Raw genomic sequence first — 20,531 nt, 5'->3', positions numbered from 1 at the left:
AGCGAAGGCCCTCCCCGGGACGGGAAGGGCCTTCGCCTGCTCAGCCTGTTTTTCTGGGTGGTCCTCCGGTCACCCCGCCCCCACCACCGCCGGGGGGACCGAACCCGTTCCCGGGCGGCTCACCGAGGATCGGCGGCTTGGTCGAGGTGGTCGACGCCTTGCTGGGGGTAGCTGTGGTGCTCGGCGCGCTGGATGTCTCGGAGCTGGGCGGCGGGGTCGTGGTCGTGGTCTCCGGGGCCTGGTCCTGGGTCTTGGAGGGACGCGAGGTCGTGGTCGGAGTGTCGACCGCTTGCTTGCCGATCGGCGCCACCTGGTCGAACTTCTCCGCCGGCTTGTCCTTCAGATAGGCGTCCATGAAGGCCTGCCAGGTCGGCCCGGCGATGGTGGCCCCGTAGATCGGCTTGTTCTGCTTGTCGTGCAGCGGCTTGTTGCCGTCGCCGCCGATCCACGCGGCGACCGAGACGGACGGGGTGTAGCCCACCATCCAGGTCTGCGCGTTGAGGTCCTTGTAGGCGCTCGGGTCGTTGTCCTGCGGGGCGTACTGCTGGGTACCGGTCTTGCCCGCGCATTGGTGGCTGCTCGGGCACTTCAGCTTCGAGTGCGCGATCACCGGGATCAACGAGTCGGTCACGTTGCCCGCGATCTGCTTGCTCTTGTCCGCGTTCGCGTCGAACGCCGGCTTGCCCTGGTTGGTGGTCAGGTCGAAGATCGTTTCATCCTGGGCATTCGTCAGTTTCGCGACGAAGTGCTGGTCACGGCGCACTCCGCCGGAGGCGAACGACGAGTAGCCCGCCGCCATGTCCTCCGGCGTGACGGCCGTGGCACCACCACCGAGCGAGATGTTCGCGTCCGCGGTGCCCAGCTTGCCCTTGCCTTGCGGGGCGGGCCGCACGCCGGCTTCCTTGGCCGCTTCGGCGACCCGCGACGGCTTCACGTCGTTGAGCACCATGTCGTAGAACACGGTGTTCACCGACAGCTCCATGGCGGTCTTGACGGTGCACTGTTTGCTGCAGCTGGAACTGTCCCCCGCGTTGCGGACCTTTCGCCCGCCCAGCATCCGGTTGTTGCTGCCGTCGAAGGTCTCGCCGAGCCCCTTGCCCATCTTCAGGAAGGCGGTCAGGTCGTAGGCCTTCATCGACGAACCCGGGTTCTGCGGGGTGTTCGCCCAGTCCGTGGCGAGCTGGTCCTTGCCCTTGCTGTCCTTGACCGTGTTCGGGCCCCCGTAATAGGCGAGGACCCCGCCGGTTCTCGGATCGACCGCGACCAGCGCTCCCTTGATGTTCTCGTCGGTCTGGTCCTTCAGGTTGTCCTGGACGGCCTGCGCCGCTTCCTGCTGTGCCTTCGGATCGATCGTGGTGTGGATCTTCGCGCCGATGTTGTACAGCTTGTCCTGGTCGTAGCCCTTGGCTTCCAGCTCGTCGATGATGCGCTGCTGGATGAAGTAGTCGACGTTCCCGTTGTCCTTCTTCTGGGAACCCTTCGGGATCAGCGTGGGGAACACCGCGGCCTTGCGGTCGACGGCGGAAAGCCAGTGGTTGGCCACCATCTGGTCCATCACGTAGGTCCAGCGCTTCATCGTGTACGTCTGGTCCTCGGAACGGCTGGGGCCCTGGATCAGCCCGGCCAGCAGCGCCGCCTCCGACGGCGTGACCTGCGAGATGTCCTTGCCGTAGTACGCCTTCGCCGCCGCCGCCACGCCGTTCGCGCCGCGTCCGAAGTAGACGATGTTGACGTAACTGGTGAAGATGTCCGCCTTGGGCGTCTCGTTGTTCAGCTTGAACGACTTCACCAGCTCGGTCCACTTACGGGTCAGCGTGGGTGCGTCGTTCTTGGTGGCCTGCTTGACGTACTGCTGCGAAATCGTCGAACCACCGCCGGTACCGCCGGTGACCTGGTTGAACACCGAGCGCGCGATGGCCATCACGTCGAAGCCGGAGTTGGTCTCGAAGGTGGCGTCCTCGGCCGCGTAGATCGCGTGCTTGATCACGTCGGGCACCTGGTTCGGCTGCAGCAGCTCGCGATCGCCGTCCGCGGGTACCGAGCGGCCCATCTGCTGGTCGTTGCCGTAGTAGAAGGTGATCGGCTGGCTCTGCATCGCCCGGATGTCCTGCGGCGTGGGCACCGAGACGGTGAAGTAGGTGATCACGAACGCGATCGCGGGCACCACCACGAACAGCCCGACGCACGCGTAGAGCACCCGCCGGATGATCTTCCAGCGGCGCTTCTTGCGCTGCTTGGGCGTGAGGTCGGCTTTGCTCTTTTTCTTCTTGCCCTGCCCGTCTTCTTCGCCGTCCTCCGGTTCCGGTTTGTGCTCGGCCTCGGCGGCGAACTGCGCGTACTGGGTTTCGTCCTCGTGATCGTCGTACCGGTCGTCGTACGGGTCGTAGCCGAACGTGGTGCCGTTGTGCTCGGCGTGCGTGATCAGGTCCGGCTCGCGGTCCGGGTACTCCGGGGGCGGTATCGGCACGGGTACCGGACGGCCCTGCGGCGGGCGCCGGACGGGCCCGGACCGGCTGCCTGGCGGCGGGGGCTGGCGGAAGCCCTGCGGCGGACCGCCGTTCGGCCCCGGACGTCCGGCACCGGGTGGCGGCGGCTGACGGCGCGGCGGCGGGCCGTCCAGGATCCGGGACGGCTGGTTCTGCCGCGGGCGGCGGGGCGGCTCGTCCCCGGACGGCCACTGCGGTCCCGGGTCGTCTCCGCCGGGCCACGCGGGACCGCCCGCCTGCGGGGCACGCGGCGGACGGGGGCCGCCCGCCGGGGGACGACGGGGCGGGGCCGGGCGCCGGGGGGCCTCGCCGGCGGGCCAGCCGGGACCGGGGTCCTGCTCCGGCCAGTGGGCACGGCGAGGTGCATCAGGCTCCTGACCGGGCCAGGGGCGGTGGCGATCGTCGTTCACTGATGGGCCTCCCAGGCCGGCGCCGGGGTTCGGGACGGGCGCGGCGCCCGGTCCCATGCGGCGGTCGTGGTACTCGTCACTGGCCTGCGGTCCTCCGCGGCCGCTTGGGTTGCGGCTCACCCGTGCCGAGCACGTAGGAGAGGACCAGGTGGTTCCAGTGGCACGTCCGGCACACCTCTACGTCGTAGACGGTGAACTCGGCGAAAAGCGCGGCCATCCGGGTCAGTTCCGCGGGCGTGCGGGCCGATCCCGAGACGTGCTTGAGTTCGTCGCCGTAGACCCAGGAGACCAGGGTCAACGGCGCGTGGCGGCACATCGGGCAGGCGCGGTCCTCGGCTCTGCCGTGGAACTTCGCCGCCCGGAGCAGGTACGGGCTCGCGTCGCAGACCTCATGGTCGCCGACGCGTCCGGAGCGGACGGCGGCCAGCAGCGCACGGCGCTGCAAGGCGTAGTCCACGACCTGCCGCTGGTTTCGCACGGGAGACAGAGTACGGGCTCTTCCTGTGCTCGCAGCGCCCCCGGTCGACCGGCACCACGAGCAGCCATTCGGACACGCCGGAGATTCGATAACTCTCTGATGACGTTCCCTGACCTGCGCGGGGAACCCAGGGTTACGTCCGCCACTTCGATGTATCGGAGCGATATAGTGGCCGAGTAGGTTGAGCAGGCCGGTTCCACAGGGCCGTTCCAGATGGTCAACGGCACCGGCCGCGGTCTGTTCCCGAATGTGGGGTGCGGTGTGCTCGAACTCGCGATCCTCGGATTGCTGCACGAGGCGCCCATGCACGGGTACGTCCTGCGCAAACGTTTGCACGAGACGCTCGGCATGTTCCGGACGTTCTCGTACGGCTCGCTGTACCCGACGCTGCGCCGGTTGCTGCGGGCCGGTTACCTCGTCGAGGAGCTGGACGAGGCGGACGACCGGGCCTGGTCCCGGCGCGGCCGCCGGGTCTATCAGCTCACCGCCGAGGGCAAGGAGCGCTTCGCCGAGCTGCTCGGCGAAGCGGGCCCGGAGACCTGGGACGACGAGGGCTTCGGCGTCCACCTCGCGTTCTTCTCGCGGACACCGGCCGACGTCAGGATGCGAATCCTGGAAGGACGGCGCCGCCGCGTGGAGGAACGGCGGGAGGGCTTGCGCGTAGCGCTGGCGCGGGCCGAGGAGAAGATCGACCGCTATACCCGCGAACTGCACCGGCTCGGGCTGGAGTCGAGTGAGCGGGAGGTGCGCTGGCTCAACGAGCTGATCGCGCACGAACAGGCCGAGCAGCGCGGCCCGGAGCATCCGGGGCGCTGAGCGGCGCCGCAGCGTGGCGGCAGCAGAAGCAGATGGACAGAGAACGGATTGAAGGAGAAACCGGCATGGGCGAGAACCGCCGCGTTCGGGTGGCCATCGTGGGCGTCGGCAACTGCGCCTCGTCGCTGGTCCAGGGTGTGCAGTACTACCGTGACGCGGATCCGGCCACCCGCGTGCCCGGCCTGATGCACGTCCAGTTCGGCGAATACCACGTCCGGGACGTCGAGTTCGCCGCGGCGTTCGACGTGGATGCGAAGAAGGTCGGCCGGGATCTCTCGGAAGCGATCTCCGCCAGCGAGAACAACACCATCAAGATCGCCGACGTGCCGCCGCTCGGGGTGACCGTGCAGCGCGGGCACACCTACGACGGGCTCGGCCGCTTCTACCGCGAGACCATCGAGGAGTCCGACGAGCTCCCGGTGGACGTGGTCGCCGCGCTCAAGGCCGCCGAGGTCGACGTGCTCGTCTCCTACCTGCCGGTGGGCTCGGAGGAGGCGGACAAGTTCTACGCGCAGGCCGCGATCGACGCCGGCGTGGCGTTCGTGAACGCGCTGCCGGTGTTCATCGCCTCCGACCCGGAGTGGGCGAAGAAGTTCACCGACGCCGGCGTGCCGATCGTGGGTGACGACATCAAGTCGCAGGTCGGCGCCACCATCACGCACCGGGTGCTGGCCAAGCTGTTCGAGGACCGCGGGGTGCAGCTCGACCGCACCATGCAGCTCAACGTGGGCGGGAACATGGACTTCCTGAACATGAAGGAGCTGGAGCGGCTCGAATCGAAGAAGATCTCCAAGACCCAGTCGGTCACCTCGCAGGTGGACCGCGACCTGGGCAAGGGCAACGTGCACATCGGGCCGTCGGACTACGTGCAGTGGCTCGACGACCGCAAGTGGGCCTACGTGCGGCTGGAGGGCCGTGCGTTCGGTGACGTGCCGCTGAACCTGGAGTACAAGCTCGAGGTGTGGGACTCGCCGAACTCGGCGGGCATCATCATCGACGCGGTGCGGGCCGCGAAGATCGCGCTGGACCGCGGGATCGGCGGCCCGATCCTGTCCGCCTCGTCCTACTTCATGAAGTCGCCGCCGGAGCAGTACGACGACTCGACCGCGCGCGACGCGGTGGACAAGTTCATCCAGGGCGAGCTGGAGCACTGAGCCCCGGCTGCCGAGGTCCCGCTGCGGGGGGTCTGCCGATGGCGGGCCCCCGCAGGCGGGTCACGGCAGGCCGGCGCAGATGAATTGGCTGTTCCCGGTGGTCTTCAGGACCATTTCGGGCAGTTCACGGCCGTGCCGGGCGGCGTACTCCGGCGGCGTGGAGACGGTGACCTGCCAGCCTTGTCCGGTCAGCCAGTCCACCGGATTCCGGCGCGCCTGCGGGGAGAACAGGTCGGTCAGCTGGACGCCGAGCCGCTCCGAGGTGCCCATGTGCTGCATGTGGTCGCTCGCGCCGGCGAGGTTCTCGCCGGCGAGGCGTTCCACGCCGATCCGGCTGCCCGGGGCGGAGCATGCGGCGATCAGGTCGAACAGCTGCTCCTCGACCGGCCCGGGCAGGTAAATCAGCAGGCCTTCCGCGAGCCACACGGTGGGCCTGGTCCGGTCGAAACCGCTCTGTTCCAGTGCGGCGGACCAGTTCTCGCGCAGGTCCGCGGCGACCGCGTGCCGCGTGCAGCGGGGTTTCGCGGCCAGGCCGTCGAACACGTCCTGCTTGAATTCGAGCACGCGAGGCTGGTCCACCTCGTAGACGTCGCGACCGGTCAGGTCCAGCCGGTAGGCGCGCGCGTCTAGCCCGGCCGCCAGGATCACCACCTGCGGGGCGGGCGAACCGGTGACCAGCTCGTCGAAGTACCGCGATCGCAACCCCATGTAGGGGCTCATCGAGGCCCAGACCGGGTCGTCGGTCGCCCCCGTCGGCAGTGGTCGCGGCGGTCGCGCGGCCCGGATGAACTCCGCGGCGAAGGGATCCTCGATCAGCCGGTCCGGCCGGGCGGTCTCGACCGCGCGGCAGGCCGCGATCCCCAGGGCGGTCAGCCCGATGCCGCTGACGATGTCCCATTCCCGATCCGGCGTGCCCACGTCCTGCCCTTCGCTGCCGAGCTTGCGATGCCGGGCAAGGATGGCATTGCGCGGCCGTGTGGCGAACGCGGGACGCCGCCGTTTGCCCTACGTGTGCTGTGTCACCGACCGGCTTTCAATGCCGCGGGCAGTGCGGTCAGGTTGGTCAGCACCGTGGCTCCCGCGAGCGCTTCGGGCTCCGGCGGGAAGTGTGCGTTCGGCGCGGCGTACACGGTCATGCCCGCGGCCTGTGCGGCGCGGAGGCCGTTGGTGGAGTCCTCCACCGCGGCGCATCGCTCGGGCGGGATTTCCAGCAGCGTCGCGGCACGCAGGTATACGTCGGGGGCCGGTTTGCCGGCGGCGACCTCCTCGCTCGACACCGCGACCGGTACCAGCGAGGTGAGGTCGCACGCAGTGAGAAAGGCGTGGATCAGCACCGGCGGCGACGAGCTGGCGATCGCGACCGGCCACTGGCGGGCGACCTCGCGCACCACCTCCCGGGCGCCGTCGATCACCGGCGGGCCCGCGGTGTAGCGGCTGGTCATCTCGTCGATCACGGTGTTCGCGATCTCGTCCGGCGTCAGCCGGGCGCCGAGGGTGTCCACCAGGTACCGGGCCCACTCCGGCGTGCTCATCCCCTGTTGCGCGCGGGTCGCCTCCGGCCGCCAGGTGCCTCCGTGTGCGGCGACCACGGAGCGGCGCACCTCGTCCCAGGTCAACTCGGAATCCACCAAAACCCCATCGAGGTCGAAAATCACCGCGTCCATGGCCCGAAGCCTATCGGGTTCGCGAAGTTGTTTACTTTAGTTAAGTGATCTCCGAAGGGGTGACGACCATGGTCGAACGGGGTTTTCGGGCACCCTCGGCGAGCACTTCTGGACTGTCCGTTTGAGTGCGTTCGCCCATTCGGTCCTGATTGCGACGAATACACTCGCTGTTCACCTCTTGGTCCGATCGGGTCGGGTTTCGGCACATACGGTCGCTTCGTTCCCCTACTGAAGTGACCCTGGAGGACCTGTGTCCCTGGAGCCCGGGCGACTGCTGCCCCTGATCTCCGCCCATCCCGGCGGCCGTTCGCCGATCACCTGTGAATACCGGTGCGGCAACGCGTGTGCTCACGAGGCGCCGAACCCGTCGGGCAACGAGTACTTCGGCGACATCGCCAAGGGCGTCTCGCGCCGCGGGGCGTTCAAGGCGGGCGCGGTGATGGCCGCCGCGGCCGGTGGGTTCGCCGCGTTGTCCGGTACCGCCGCGGCGGCGCCCGCCGCGGCCAAGATCCCGCCGGGCAACGGAGCGAAGCCGGTGCCCGGCACCGACTTCGACCCCGTGCCGCCGAACCGTCTGGACAAGGTGAGCATCCCCGAGGGTTACGACCAGCAGGTGGTGATCCGCTGGGGCGACGCGGTGGTGCCCGGTGCGCCGAAGTTCGACTTCCACCGGCAGACCGCGGCCGCGCAAGCGAAGCAGTTCGGCTACAACAACGACTTCGTCGGCCTGATCCCGCAGGACCCGCTCGGCGTGCGGAACCTGCTGGTGGTCAACCACGAGTACACCACCGAGGTGCACCTTTTCCCGGCCGATCAGTACGACCCGGCGAACCCGACCGAGGAACAGGTCCGGATCGCCTGGGCCGCGCACGGACTGTCGGTGCTGCAGACCTTCCGCGATCCGATCGGCGGTGCCCTGCGCACCGTGTCCAGCCCGCTGAACCGGCGGATCACCCTGGACACCGAGTTCGAGGTACGGGGCCCGGCGGCGGGCTCGAAGTACCTGCGCACCTCGGCCGACCCGACCGGAAAGCGGGTGCGGGGCACGCAGAACAACTGCTCCGGCGGGGTCACGCCGTGGGGCACCGTGCTCTCCGGCGAGGAGAACTTCCACCAGTACTTCGCCAACGCGGACAAGGTCACCGATCCCGAGCAGGCCGCGCGGCTCAGGCGCTACCTGGTCGGCACCGGGGAGAGCACCCGCAAGTGGGAGCGTTTCGACCGGCGCTGGGACGTCGCGCAGGAACCCAACGAGCCCAACCGGTTCGGCTGGGTGGTGGAGATCGACCCGCACGACCCGCACTCCACGCCGGTCAAGCACACCGCGCTCGGCCGGTTCAAGCACGAGGCGGCGACGGTGAAGATCACCGCGGACGGCCGGGTCGCGGTCTATTCCGGGGACGACGAGCGGTTCGAGTACATCTACAAGTTCGTCTCGAAGGGCAAGTACAAGAAGGGCACCTCGGCGCACGCCCGGCGGCACAACTCCGCGCTGCTGGACGAGGGCACGCTCTACGTCGCGAAGTTCACCGGCGACAGCCCTGGCGAGATCGACGGTTCCGGCAAGCTCCCCGCGGACGGCGAGTTCGACGGCACCGGCGAGTGGATCCCGCTCGCGAGCGGTGACAAGTCCTTTGTGGACGGCTTCACCGCGGAGGAGGTGTACGTGTTCACCCGCCAGGCCGCGGACAAGGCCGGGGCGACCAAAATGGACCGTCCGGAGGACATCGAGCCGAACCCGGTCAACGGCCGGATCTACGCCGCGCTGACCAACAACACCGACCGTGGCGCGGCGGGCAAGGCGGGCGTGGACGAGGTGAATCCCCGCAACCGCAACAAGAACGGGCACGTGCTGGAGTGGGAGGAGGACCGTGGCGACGCCGCGGCCACCCGGCTGCGGTGGCGGCTGCTGCTGGTCTGCGGCGATCCGGCCGCCGCGGACACCTACTTCGGCGGGTTCCCGAAGGACCGGGTCAGCCCGATCTCCTGCCCGGACAACGTCGCCTTCGATGCACACGGCAACCTGTGGATCTCCACCGACGGCAACACCCTCGGCGCCAACGACGGACTGTTCTCGGTCCCGGTCAGCGGTCCCGAGCGTGGCCACGTCAAGCAGTTCCTTTCCGTGCCGGTGGGGGCCGAGACCTGCGGTCCGGTGGTCACCGACCAGCTGGTGCTGGTCGCCGTGCAGCATCCAGGCGAGGACGCGAAGAACTCGGCGGAGCCGACCTCGCACTGGCCCGACGGGGGCAGTGCGCAGCCGCGCCCGGCCATCGTGTCGGTGTGGCGGAAGGGCCGCTTCGGGCTGGTCGGCCGGATCGGGCAGCGGTAACTCTTTGGGGTGGCTCCTCCTGCGCACTCCCGGTGGCGGGTAATAGCTTCGCCGGGTGAGGCGGGTGAAGAGGGTCGCGATCGGACGGTCGACGGGCGTGCTGGCCGGCACAGTGGTGCTGGCCGGCACGCTCGTCGTCGTTCTCCCGGGTTCGGCACCCGCGGCAGGCGGTCCGGCCTGCGGCGGGATCGCTGCGAACGCCGGCGTGGAGGACACCGCGTCCGGCGGAATGCCGCGTGGTTACGTGTTCACGCCGGCCGCGCCGGTGCCGCGCAGTACCCCGCCGGACCGGATGCCGAAGCTCGTCACCAGCACCGCGTACCCGGTCGAGGGCAAGGTGAACGCGCAGATCCAGACGCCGGACGGCCGGGTCAGCTCGGCGAGCCAGGAGTTGCGGGCGGTACCCGGCGGCCGCTACGCACTGTCGGTCTGGACCGGCACGAACGCGTCGAGCCTGGGTTCCCGCGCGGTCGCCAAGGTGGGCTTGCGCTTCGCCGACAACGCGGGCCGGACGCTGCTGGACCACGCCGTCGACGTGGGGCACGACGTCGCCTCGGACGGCAAGCTCGCCAAACAGGACCTGCCCGCGGTGGCCGCGCCGGACCGGACCTCGGCGGCCCTGTTCTACGCCACCACCAACCACAACTGGGTCATGTGGGACTGCGTCCGCGCGGATCTGGCGGCCTACACGGTCAAGCAGGAAGTGCGGAACCCGGCCAGCGGCGAATGGTCCGCGTCCGCCGCGATCCCGGTCGGCGAGACCGCGCACTACCGGATCACCGTGGCCAACACCGGTTCCGAACCGCTCACCGGCCTGCTGGTGAAGGACCCGTGGTGCATCGGGCTGCCCGGCGCGTTCGACCTCGCCCCGGGCGCGAACCGAGCGCTGACCTGCGACCATCCGAACCTGACCGAGGACGACGACGGGCACGTCAGCACCGCGACCGTCAGCGGCGCCAACTCGCCCGCCGGACCGCTTGCCGACCAGAAAGCGACTGCGACGATCACCGTCACTCCACAACCGGCCGTCGGCAAGATCGGCGATCGGGTGTGGAAGGACCTGAACCACAACGGCCTGCAGGACGACGGTGAGCCCGGGTACGCCGACCTGCCCGTGACGTTGAAGGACGGCGCCGGCGGCACCGTCGCTTCCACGCGTACCGCGGCAGATGGCAGCTACCTGTTCGACAAGCGCCCCGACGGTACGTATCAGGTCTGCTTCGACGTGCACGCGCTGCCGGACGGCCTTACGGTGACCGGCCGCGGCGCCGGGGACCCCGCCCGCGATTCCGACGCCGACCCCGGCAGCGGCTGTACCGCGCCGTTCACCCTCGGGGGGAAGGCCCGCGAACGGACCGATCTGGACCTCGGTCTCGCCCCGCCACTGCCGCCCACCCCGGCGCCGCCGACCTCGTCCGCGGGACCACCACCCCCACCGGTCACCCACCCGAGCGGCGCACCAGCGATTTCCTGACCACTCTGCGTAACCCGAACCGAGATGTGAGACTGTCCCCGCAGCTCATATCTCGGGGAGGTCCGGAACACTCATGACCGCGGCAGTGACCGTCGGCGAGCCGATCGCGCAGCCACCCCCGTGGTACCGCCGTCCGGTGGCCTGGACCTGGATCGCCACCGCGGCCACGCTCGTGCTCTACGCGGTAGTGGCCTGGCAGCGGCGCTGGATGAGCGACGACGGGCTGATCGTGCTCCGCACCGTCCGGCAGATCCTCGCCGGGAACGGGCCGGTGTTCAACATCGGGGAGCGGGTCGAGGCGAACACCAGCCCACTGTGGACCTGGCTGCTCGCCGGGCTCGGCACCTTCCCCGTTCTCTCGCTGGAATGGGTGGCCGTGCTCACCGGGCTGCTCTGCGCCGTCGGCGGGCTCTTCTTCGGTCTCGACGGTGCCCGGCGGCTCTACGGCGGCTCGGTCGTGCCGGTCGGTGCGCTGGTCGTGGTCGTGCTGCCGCCGTTCCGGGACTTCGCGACGTCCGGCCTGGAAACCGGCCTGGTCATGCTGTGGCTCGGAGTGTGCTGGTGGCTGCTGGTCCGGGGAAAGGGTGCCCTCGGCACGGCGGTGGTGCTGGGTCTCGGTCCGCTGGTGCGGCCCGATCTGGCGTTGTTCACCCTCGTCGGATTCGTCGCGCTGGTGCTCTTGCACCGGCCGAAAGTGCGTACCGGCCTCGGCTGGCTGGCCGCCGGGGTGGCGCTGCCGGTCGGCTACCAGCTTTTCCGGATGGGCTACTACGGCCTGCTCGTGCCGAATACCGCGCTGGCGAAGGAAGCCGGGGACGCGGACTGGTCTCGCGGGTTCGATTACCTGCTCGACCTGGTCGACCCGTACTTGCTGTGGTTGCCGCTGATCCTGCTGGCGGCGGTCGTCGTACTCGCCCGGCGTTCGCGGATCCTGATGCTCGCGCCGATCGTCGCCGGGGTGCTGATGGCGGCGTACGTGGTGCGGGTCGGCGGGGACTTCATGCACGGCCGGATGCTGTTGCCCGCGTTGTTCGCACTGTTGCTGCCGGTGCTGGCGATCCCGCTCACCCGGCGGACGGCCGTGTTCGCCGCGCTCGTCGCGGTCTGGTCGGTGGTGGCCGGCGGCTGGCTGCGCGTGCCGTACGAGAAGACCGAGCTGGCGAACGGGATCGCCGACGAGCGGTCGTTCTGGGTAGCGGTCACCGGCACGCCGAACCCGGTGCCGGCCGAGGACTTCCTCCACCATGGGGAGTTCCGCCGCGCAGTCGAAGCGGTGGACGCCACCGACCGGCCCGCGGTGCTCGCCTACAGCTACGGCGATGTCAAGCAGTGGTTCCGCTTCCCCACCAGCCGGCCGTACGTGACGATGGCCGCGGACAGCATCGGCGCGATCGCCAACCTGGTCTCCCTCGATGTCCGCGTGCACGACGGCTACGGGCTCTCCAGCGACCTCGCGGCACACTCCTCGCCGATCCCCGACGGCCGGGCCGGGCATTCGAAGTGGCTGATCCCGGCGTGGGAGATCGCCGAGGCAGGCAACTCCGATGTCGCCGACGACGGCCAGATCCGGATCTTCCAGCCCGGCACGATCGACGCCGCCCGCGCGGCCCTGCGCTGTCCCGGCGAACAGGAGGTGCTCGCTTCGACCCGGGGCGAGATGTCGTGGAATCGCTTCCTCGACAATTTCACCGGCTCTTGGCAGCGCACGGCCATCCGCTACCCGCGAGACCCCGTCGAAGCCGCGCGCTGCTGAGGCTTACCGTGGCCGGTATGACCGATCTCCCGCTCGCCCTGGTCACCGGCGCCTCCCGCGGCATCGGCGCGGCCATCGCCCATCAGCTCGCCCCGACCCACCAGCTGCTGCTGGGCGGCCGCGACGCGGACGCGCTCGCGAAGGTCGCTGCGGAGCTGCCGGGCGCGCAGCCGTGGCCGGTGGATCTCACCGATCCCGCCGCGGTCGAAGCCGCTGCGAGTGGGATCGGGCGGCTCGAAGTCCTCGTGCACTCCGCCGGGATCGGGCGGATCGGCACGATCGCCGAGGCCCCGGCTTCGGCCTGGCGGGCCAACTTCGAGATCAACGTGCTCGCGGTGGCCGAGCTGACCCGGCACCTGCTGCCCGCGCTGCGCGCCGCCCGCGGTCACGTCGTGGTGCTCAACTCCGGCGCCGGACAGAATGCCCGGCCAGGCTGGGCTCCTTACGCAGCAAGCAAATTCGCCGCCCGCGCGTTCGCCGACGCACTCCGTGCCGAAGAGCCGGAGCTGCGCGTGACCTCGGTCTACCCCGGCCGTACCGACACCGACTTGCAGCGCAACGTGATCAACCAGGAACGTGGCACCTACGACGCGACGAAGTACCTTCGTCCGGACTCCGTGGCCACCGCCGTGCTCACCGCTGTCACCGCGACTCCGGACGCGCACGTCACCGAGATCACCGTCCGCCCTCGCTGAGGTGACCCAAGGCTGTGAAGGGAACCTTCACGGACTCTGAGTCTGTGAAGGGTCCCTTCACGGACCCGAAACCGGTCCGGCGCACGCCACGAGGTGGTCGCACACACCTCCGCATCGCCCACTGCCGGGTCCCCGACCAACTTTGCCGACACCCTGGACGCTGAGGCTGTGAAGGGACCCTTCACAGCCTGCGGAAGTGAGCGCGCAGCCTGCGGAAGTCAGGCGCGCAGGCGGGCGGCGGTGTCGGCGACCGACGCCTGGACCTCGGCCCGGTCGACCCGGGTCGATTCGCCCGCGGCGACCACCCGCTCGCCGCCCACCCACACGTCGCGGACACGGCGCGAACCCGCCGCCCACACGAGGTTCGACAGCAGCTGCTCGTCCGGGACGTCCAGCCCGGCGGCGAACGCCGGATCGTCGAGATCCACGTGCACCAGGTCGGCCCAGCGGCCCGGCTCCAGCGCGCCGAAATCGGGGCGGCCAAGCGCTTCCGCGCCGCCGCGGGTGGCCAGCAGGAAGGCGTCCGCCGCGGTCAGCACCGTGGAGTCGTTCGTGGCCAGCCGAGCCAGCATCGCACTGAGCTGTACTTCTTCCCACAGGTCGAGGTCATCGTTGGAGGCCGGGCCGTCGGTGCCGAGGCCGACCGCGACGCCGGCCGCCCGCAGTTCCTTGACCCGCGCGATCCCGGAGGCGAGCTTCGCGTTCGAGCCGGGACAGTGCGCCATGCCGACACCCCGCGCGGCGAACAGCGCGATGTCCTCGTCCGACAGGTGAATGGAGTGCGCGGCGAGGGTGCGTCCGGCGAAAATGCCCACCTCGTCGAGCAGCTTCGGCACCGAACCGTGCCGCTCACGCTGCGCCAGATCCTCATTCGCGGCCTCGGCGACGTGGATCTGCACGAGCGCACCGCGCGCGGCAGCGGATTCCGCGACGGCACGCAACCCGTCCGGGTTCAGCATGTACGCCGAATGCGGGCCGTAACCCAGCTCGATCCGGTCCGCCGGGCCGAAACGCAGGCCGTCGGCGTCGATCCAGCGCTCGATGGCCTGCAGCGTGGTGCGCCAGTCCATCCCCGGCAGCTCCATCACCGGCGGAGCCACCAGCGTGCGGCCGCCGGTGGTCAGCACCGCGTCCACCAGCTGTTCGCCTTCGAAGTACATCTCCGCACTGGTGGTCACGCCGTGCCGGAGCATCTCGACCGAACCGAGCAGCATGCCGGTGCGCACGTCCGCGGGCTTGAGCTTGGCCTCGGCCGGCCAGATGATCTCGTGCAGCCAGCGCAGCAGCGGCAGGTCGCCGCCCATCCCGCGCAGCAACGTCATCGGGCTGTGCGCGTGCGTGTTCACCAGCCCTGGCAACAGGATCCCGCCGAGCCGGGTCACCTCGCCGGCGAACTCCGGGGCGTCCGCTTCCGGCCCGACGAAACCGATCCGCCCGTCGTCGGTCACGTCCACCACCGCGGAGCGCAGCACGGAACAGGCGGGATCGGCGGGCAGGACGACGGGGGCGTGGAAGCGACGAGACATCCCGTGATCGTACGACCGGAATGTCAACAGCAGGTCAGGGGCAGCCCACCCAGCGTTCTGCTCCCGGCGACCGGTATCCGGCCCGCCGGCCGTCAGTCGACCACGCCGCTGCGCCAGGCCCACGCCGCGATCTCGACGCGGTTGCGGGCGCCGACCTTGGACTGCACGGCCGCCAGGTGCGTCTTCACCGTGGACAGCGAAAGGTACAGCTCGGCGCCGATCTCGGTGTTCGTCAGCCCCCGCGCGGTCGCTTTCACCACGTCCAGCTCGCGCGCGGTGAGCGGTTCGGCGGGTTTCGGGGACCCGGGTTTCGGGGCGTTGTCGTTGAAGTGCTTCAACAGCCGCACGGTGATCTGCGGGGACACCAGCGCGTCGCCGCGGTCCGCCGCGCGCACGGCCTCGATCAGCAGGGCGGGCCCGGCGTCCTTGAGCAGGAAACCGCTCGCCCCGTTGCGCAACGCGGTGTGCACGTACTCGTCGAGATCGAACGTGGTGACCACGACGACCCGCAGCGGATCGGCCACGTCCGGCCCGGCCAGCTGCCGGGTCACCTCCAACCCGTCCAGCCCCGGCATGCGGATGTCCAGCAGGCACACGTCCGGACGCAGCTCGCGGGCCCTGGCCACGGCCGACACCCCGTCCGGCACGTCCGCGACCACCTCGATGTCGTCCTGCGCGTCCAGGATCATGCGGAAGCCCATCCGCACCATCTCCTGGTCATCCGCGATCAGTACCCGGATCACCCGTTCGTCTCCCCGTTCGGCTCAAGCGGCAGCCACGCCTCGACCCGCCAGCCACCGTCCGGCCCGCGACCGGCCGAGAGGCGGCCGTGCAGCAGCGCGACGCGTTCGCGCATGCCGACCAGACCGTAGCCGCCCGACCCACCGGCCGGACGGCGAGCCGGTTCCCGGCCGTCGTCCATCACCCGCAGATGCAGTTCGTCTTCCGCCACTTCGGCGTGCACCAGCGCTTCGGTGGCGTCCGCGGCGTGCTTGCCGATGTTGGTCAGCGACTCCTGCACCAGCCGCAGCGCGGAACGGCCCACCTCCTGGGGCAGATGCGGCGGCAGATCCAGGCGCAGACTGGTGGGTACGCTGTGGTTGCCCGATTCGACCAACCGGCGCAGGTCCGCGGCGAGGTCGGTGGTGGCCTGCTCGTTGAACTCGCCCGAACCGGCCTGCGCGTCCCCGCGCATGCTGCGCACCAGCCGGCGCATGGCGGCCAGCGCCTCCACCCCGGCGTCCTCGATCCGGGCCATCGCCTCGTAGGCCAGCTGCGGGTTCTTCTCCCCCATCATCCGCGCGGCCTGTGCCTGTACCACGATGCCGGTCACGTGGTGTGCGACCACGTCGTGCAGTTCGCGGGCCAGCGCCATCCGCTCGGCGGTCTGCGCGTCGCTGACCGCGGCCTTGACCACCTGCTTCTGCTCGGAGTCCCGGGAGCGCAGGAAGAGCCCGATCGCGATGGCGATGCCCAGCAGCAGCGAGGCGAGCACGGCGGCGAGCCCGATCGTCTGCGGATCGGTGAGCAGCCGGAAGCCGGGGCGCTCGAAGTTGAGCAAGGTGGACACTGCGACCGCCACCGACAGCGCCGCGATCCGCGGCCACGCCTTCGGCAGCGCGGTCACCCGGACCAGGTTCACCACCACGCCGAGGCCGGCCGCCACCTGCGCCGGCGGGATTCCGGTGCCGGGTTCGTACCCGTAACCGAGGCGCAGGAACGGCATCACCACCCCGGCCAGCAGGATCAGCCCAGCCACCACGAGGCTCGCCCTCGCGGGCTCGCGGCGGGAGTAGATCGCGGCCACCGCGGCCAGTATCGAGCAGAACAGGATGGGGAACGACCGCAGTCCCACGTTGTAGGCCTGGGCGAATTCGAGGAACAGGCCGAGGCCGAGCGCGATCAGCAGCGGCCACTGGCTCAACGCCAGATCGTTGATCCGATGCAGCCTCCGCGCGCGTGCTTCGCGTTGTGGATCGGTGGCGTGCTGTGGCCTGCCGATCAGTCCGGTCAGCACCGCGGCGACGAGCAGCAGGAAGCCGAAGACCAGCGATTCGGTGAATCCTGCGCTGGAGTAGGTGTAGCGGGGGAACCGGCCGAACACCGCCACCGTCGTGGCCACCACCAGCGTGCCGATCACGCAGAACGCCACTCCGGGGCGCACCCGGCGGGCCGTGAAGTAGACCATCTCCACCCCGGCCACCACCTCGGTGATGGACAGGTTCGCCAGCACACTCGAGTAAGTGGGCACGCGGTAGTAGTGGATGACCATGGTGAACGCCACCAGTGCCAGCGCACCGGTCATACCCGCGAAGGCCGCCCGCTTGCGGGCCCACAGCGCGCATCCGGCCATCGCGAAGATGCCGGGGAACAGGCCGAAATCCACGAAGCGCGGGCCGACGTGGTCGAGTGCCGCGGCCGTCACGTAGACCAGGTCGAAGACCAGCGCCGCGAGCAGCAGCACCACGGACGCGCCGACTCGGTTCACGAAGTCGGTCGCGCGCGCGGAGAACGAGGGTGGTGGTGGCTCGGACACACCGAAACGGTAGATGATCCCGCGTCGCGCGCACGTTGGCCAGGTGGTCGCAGCCTCATCGGCCGATCGGCCGATGAGGCTGCCGGTGGATCGGCCGTCTGCCCGAAGTGGACATACCGGGTGGTTCCGCAATACTACTGCCGACGCAGTCGGAGATCGAAACAGGAGAGACCCTCGGATGAACAATCCACAACGGAGCGCCGAACCGGTGCTGACCGGGCGCGGGCTGGTGAAGCGCTACGGCGAACAGTACGCGCTGGCAGGTGTCGACATCGATGTCCGGGCTGGTGAAGTGGTCGCCATCGTAGGTCCCTCCGGCTCCGGAAAGACCTCGCTGCTGCACCTGCTGGCCGGCATTCTGCGCGCCGACGGTGGGGAGATCCGCTTGCAGGGACAGCGGATCGACCAGCTCGGGGAGAAGCAGCGCAGCGAACTGCGGCGTACCGAGTTCGGTTTCGTGTTCCAGTCCGGGCGGCTCGTGCAGGAGCTGACCGCGGAGGAGAACGTCGCGCTGCCCTCGCTGCTCGCCGGGCGCGGCAGGAAGGAATCCGTTGCCGCGGGCCGGGAATGGCTCGGCCGGCTGGGGCTGGCCGGGATGGAGGGCCGGCGTCCGGGCGAGCTTTCCGGCGGCCAGGCGCAGCGCGTCGCGATCGCTCGCGCGCTCACCCACCAGCCCAAGGTGATCTTCGCCGACGAGCCGACCGGTGCGCTGGACACCCGCACCGGCCACGAGACGATGAACGCGTTGCTGACCGCCGCGCGGGACTCGGGGGCCGCGGTACTGATCGTCACCCACGACTGGGAGCTGGCTCAAGCGCTGCCCCGCATGATCGCCATTCGCGACGGCCGGATCGCCACGAGGCAGCCGGCATGAACGCGTTCCAGCTCGCCCTGCGCGTGCTCCGTGTCGACCGGCGGACCCGCACCTCGGCGATCCTCACCGCGGTCGGGGTCGCGGTCGCGACCGGGCTGGTGCTGCTGCTGGCCACTCTGCCCTTCGCCACTCAGGCCCGCGAGCAGCGGGCGCAGTGGCAGGACGCGTACTGGTACGCCAAGGAAGGCAAGTCGGCCCTGCTGGTCCAGTCGTCGAAGGACTACTTCGACGGCAAGGAGATCAGGCGGGTCGATCTCGCCGTCACCGACCCCGGCGCCGTGCATCTGCCCGCGGGTATCGACAAGCTTCCCGCACCCGGCCAGACGATGGTCTCGCCGGAGCTGGGCAAACTGCTCAACCGCACACCGGCGAACCAGCTCGGTGACCGCTTCGGCAAGCCGGTCGCCGCGCTCGGCGAGCAGGCGCTGCGCTATCCGGAACAGCTTGTCGTGCTGGTCGGGCACAGCCCGCAGGAGCTGCAGGGGGCCAGCCAGGAGGCGAAGTCCGGCGTCGCCGGCCGTCCGGTGGCCGATTTCCCCCAAACCGAAGCTGAGCCGGACGGGATGCTCACGCTGCTCACCGGGGTCGGCGTTGTCGTGTTGCTGGTGCCCAGCCTGGTACTGGTCGCTTCATCGGCGCGGCTGACCGCGGCCCGGCGGGAGCAGCGGATGGCCGCGCTCCGGCTGGCCGGTGCGACGCCCGGGCAGGTGACTTCGATGGTGGCCGCGGAGACCGGGTTGTCCGCCGTGGTCGGTGCGCTGGCCGGGCTGTTGCTCAGCCCGGCGCTGTACGGGTTGGCCACGTTCGTCCCGTGGGGAGGAGGGACCTGGCTTTCCTCGGACTTCAGCCTGCCGGTGGGCCTGCTCGTGGCGATCGTGGTGGCCATTCCGGCACTGGTGGTACTGGCCGGGGTACTCGGCCTCCGGCGGGCGCTGAGCACGCCGCTGTTCGCCGGCGGCGGACATCAGGTGAAGCCGTTGCACTGGTGGCGATTGCTGTCACTGCCGGTGGCGGGGTTGTTCTTTCTCTACGCGATCATGACCGGCCGGGACTCGAACAGCGGCCAGGAGCTGGTTCTCGTCGGGCTGTTCCTGGTGGTGGGTTCGGCGATGCTGGTCGGCCCCTGGGTGACGTCGGCGGTCGGGGGCACCTTCGTGCGGATGTGGCGCCGTCCGTCGACCCTGCTGGCCGGGCGGCGGCTGCGGGAGGACCCGAAGGGCGCCTACCGTGCGACAGCCGGGATCGTGCTCGCGGTGTTCGCCGGGTCGATGGGGCTCACCCTGCTGCCGTCCTTCGCCTCACTCGGCGGCGACAGCAGCAAGTTCGTCGACTCCGCGTTGTATGCGGATGTCCGGCCGGACAAGGCCGAGGCGATGACCGAGCAGGTCAACCGGAAACTGGCCGAGGGTGGCTCGCGGGAACGCGCGGTCGCGGCGCCCGCCGTGTTGCTTTCCAAAGCCTCGGGCAAGAAGGATAAGGATCAGGAGGGGGTCTATCTGACTTATGTGATGACGTGCGCGGACGCGGCGAAGGTGATCCGGCTCGGCCTCACCGAGAAGGACTGCAAGCCCGACGTAGATCTGTACACGCCTGAGGGCTTCGACGCCACCAAGTACGTGGTGGCGAACGACTTCTTCGGAGAAGGCGCCACCACGATTCCGCTCGGCTCGATGCAGGTCGGTCGTTACCCGTCGGGGTCCGGGGCATCCGCTCCTTTCGTGATGGAACCGACGGCGTTGCCGGCCGGGGCGCAACCGGTTGATTCGACCATCGTGGTACCGACCACCGACGCCGACCGGGAGCAGGTCCGCACGGCGCTGGCTTCGGTGGCGGGCAGCTCCGGAATCAGGAGTCGCGACCAGCATTTCAACGACCAGCAACGGGAGCTTGACGACGTGCGCCGGGTGACCGTGATCGGACTGACCGCGGCCGCGATCCTGGCCGGTTGCAGTGCGGCGATCGCCACGGCCGGCGCGGTGATGGACCGGCGGCGCACGTTCGGTGCGCTGATCGCGGCGGGTACGCCGGTCCGGGTGCTCTCCCGGGCACTGCGGACGGAGGCCGCGCTGCCGTCGCTGGTGGTCACGATCGGGGCCGGGGTGGCCGGGACTCTCGTCGGGCTCGGGTTGTTCAGCCTGGTCAGCCACAACCCGGTCACGCTGACTCCGTGGCTGCTCGCGCCGGTGGTCCTCGGCGTCGGGGTGGCTCTGCTCGGGGCCTCGGTCTGCACTCCCGCGCTCAAGCGGGTGGCGGCCGAACCACTCAACGACGAATAACCGCGCACCGGGGGTGCGATAGCGACGGGCCGTTGCCGGGGATGGGAACCCGGCAAC

General features: G+C 70.0%; 15 protein-coding genes. 8 read left to right on the top strand and 7 right to left on the bottom strand.

Annotated features, from left to right (window positions below):
- Positions 1-40: 40 nt before the first annotated feature.
- Together D5S19_RS05655 and D5S19_RS05650 are read right to left on the bottom strand one after the other, a co-directional pair.
- Positions 41-2,953, bottom strand: a complete 2,913-nt coding sequence (locus tag D5S19_RS05655) for a transglycosylase domain-containing protein (RefSeq protein ID WP_120022269.1) — start codon at positions 2,951-2,953, stop codon at positions 41-43.
- Between the two features lie 19 nt (positions 2,954-2,972).
- Entirely contained in the window at positions 2,973-3,374 is a 402-nt protein-coding gene (locus D5S19_RS05650; protein WP_120022268.1) for a DUF5318 domain-containing protein, read from the bottom strand.
- A 261-nt stretch (positions 3,375-3,635) separates the two neighbouring features.
- On the opposite strand from D5S19_RS05650, the gene D5S19_RS05645 reads away from it, so the two are divergent.
- Both D5S19_RS05645 and D5S19_RS05640 read left to right on the top strand, forming a co-directional pair.
- On the top strand, positions 3,636-4,190 hold the full coding sequence (locus D5S19_RS05645) for a PadR family transcriptional regulator (RefSeq protein ID WP_098514949.1): 555 nt from the start codon (positions 3,636-3,638) through the stop codon (positions 4,188-4,190).
- A gap of 65 nt (positions 4,191-4,255) precedes the next feature.
- Positions 4,256-5,344: an inositol-3-phosphate synthase gene (locus D5S19_RS05640; RefSeq protein ID WP_120022267.1), complete on the top strand. Its 1,089-nt coding sequence runs from the start codon at positions 4,256-4,258 to the stop codon at positions 5,342-5,344.
- A gap of 60 nt (positions 5,345-5,404) precedes the next feature.
- Here D5S19_RS05640 and D5S19_RS05635 read toward each other — a convergent pair whose 3' ends face one another.
- Positions 5,405-6,262: an SAM-dependent methyltransferase gene (locus D5S19_RS05635; RefSeq protein WP_158605501.1), complete on the bottom strand. Its 858-nt coding sequence runs from the start codon at positions 6,260-6,262 to the stop codon at positions 5,405-5,407.
- Between the two features lie 101 nt (positions 6,263-6,363).
- Positions 6,364-7,008, bottom strand: coding sequence for an HAD family hydrolase (locus D5S19_RS05630; RefSeq protein ID WP_120022265.1), 645 nt, complete (start codon positions 7,006-7,008; stop codon positions 6,364-6,366).
- A gap of 250 nt (positions 7,009-7,258) precedes the next feature.
- On the opposite strand from D5S19_RS05630, the gene D5S19_RS05625 reads away from it, so the two are divergent.
- The 4 genes from D5S19_RS05625 to D5S19_RS05610 all read left to right on the top strand — a co-directional run bounded on the left by D5S19_RS05625 (position 7,259) and on the right by D5S19_RS05610 (position 13,262).
- Positions 7,259-9,340 carry a PhoX family protein gene (locus D5S19_RS05625; protein ID WP_120022264.1) on the top strand — a complete coding sequence of 694 codons (2,082 nt, stop codon included), beginning with the start codon at positions 7,259-7,261 and terminating at the stop codon, positions 9,338-9,340.
- Between the two features lie 55 nt (positions 9,341-9,395).
- Positions 9,396-10,814: a DUF7850 domain-containing protein gene (locus D5S19_RS05620; protein WP_120022263.1), complete on the top strand. Its 1,419-nt coding sequence runs from the start codon at positions 9,396-9,398 to the stop codon at positions 10,812-10,814.
- 73 nt (positions 10,815-10,887) lie between these two features.
- Positions 10,888-12,567, top strand: a complete 1,680-nt coding sequence (locus tag D5S19_RS05615; RefSeq protein WP_120022262.1) for a hypothetical protein — start codon at positions 10,888-10,890, stop codon at positions 12,565-12,567.
- 17 nt (positions 12,568-12,584) lie between these two features.
- Complete coding sequence (locus tag D5S19_RS05610; protein WP_120022261.1) at positions 12,585-13,262, top strand: SDR family oxidoreductase; 678 nt, start codon at positions 12,585-12,587, stop codon at positions 13,260-13,262.
- 218 nt (positions 13,263-13,480) lie between these two features.
- On the opposite strand, the gene D5S19_RS05605 is transcribed toward D5S19_RS05610, so the two are convergent.
- From D5S19_RS05605 to D5S19_RS05595, 3 genes are all read right to left on the bottom strand, one after another.
- Positions 13,481-14,788 (bottom strand): amidohydrolase family protein, encoded by a 1,308-nt coding sequence (locus D5S19_RS05605; protein ID WP_120022322.1) that lies wholly within the window; start codon positions 14,786-14,788, stop codon positions 13,481-13,483.
- 92 nt (positions 14,789-14,880) lie between these two features.
- Positions 14,881-15,531, bottom strand: a complete 651-nt coding sequence (locus tag D5S19_RS05600) for a response regulator (RefSeq protein ID WP_120022260.1) — start codon at positions 15,529-15,531, stop codon at positions 14,881-14,883.
- Positions 15,528-17,324 (bottom strand): sensor histidine kinase, encoded by a 1,797-nt coding sequence (locus tag D5S19_RS05595; RefSeq protein ID WP_120022259.1) that lies wholly within the window; start codon positions 17,322-17,324, stop codon positions 15,528-15,530. The genes D5S19_RS05600 and D5S19_RS05595 overlap by 4 nt, the downstream gene beginning before the upstream one ends.
- A gap of 178 nt (positions 17,325-17,502) precedes the next feature.
- Here D5S19_RS05595 and D5S19_RS05590 point away from each other — a divergent pair, with 178 nt between their 5' ends.
- Positions 17,503-18,198, top strand: coding sequence for an ABC transporter ATP-binding protein (locus D5S19_RS05590; RefSeq protein WP_120022258.1), 696 nt, complete (start codon positions 17,503-17,505; stop codon positions 18,196-18,198).
- Entirely contained in the window at positions 18,195-20,474 is a 2,280-nt protein-coding gene (locus tag D5S19_RS05585) for an FtsX-like permease family protein (protein ID WP_120022257.1), read from the top strand. The genes D5S19_RS05590 and D5S19_RS05585 overlap by 4 nt, the downstream gene beginning before the upstream one ends.
- The last annotated feature ends 57 nt before the right edge of the window (positions 20,475-20,531 follow it).

The sequence above is a fragment of the Amycolatopsis panacis genome (genome assembly GCF_003600245.1).
Classification (GTDB): Bacteria; Actinomycetota; Actinomycetes; order Mycobacteriales; family Pseudonocardiaceae; genus Amycolatopsis; species Amycolatopsis sulphurea.
The sequence above is the reverse complement of the archived record's forward strand: the minus strand, read 5'-3'. Positions and strand labels throughout refer to the sequence as shown.

Coding starts and splice junctions, on each gene's coding strand:
- D5S19_RS05655 (WP_120022269.1), bottom strand. CDS start 2,953: ATGGGACCGGGCGCCGCGCCCGTCCCGAACCCCGGCGCCGGCCTGGGA.
- D5S19_RS05640 (WP_120022267.1), top strand. CDS start 4,256: ATGGGCGAGAACCGCCGCGTTCGGGTGGCCATCGTGGGCGTCGGCAAC.
- D5S19_RS05630 (WP_120022265.1), bottom strand. CDS start 7,008: ATGGACGCGGTGATTTTCGACCTCGATGGGGTTTTGGTGGATTCCGAG.
- D5S19_RS05615 (WP_120022262.1), top strand. CDS start 10,888: ATGACCGCGGCAGTGACCGTCGGCGAGCCGATCGCGCAGCCACCCCCG.
- D5S19_RS05610 (WP_120022261.1), top strand. CDS start 12,585: ATGACCGATCTCCCGCTCGCCCTGGTCACCGGCGCCTCCCGCGGCATC.
- D5S19_RS05605 (WP_120022322.1), bottom strand. CDS start 14,788: ATGTCTCGTCGCTTCCACGCCCCCGTCGTCCTGCCCGCCGATCCCGCC.
- D5S19_RS05590 (WP_120022258.1), top strand. CDS start 17,503: ATGAACAATCCACAACGGAGCGCCGAACCGGTGCTGACCGGGCGCGGG.
- D5S19_RS05585 (WP_120022257.1), top strand. CDS start 18,195: ATGAACGCGTTCCAGCTCGCCCTGCGCGTGCTCCGTGTCGACCGGCGG.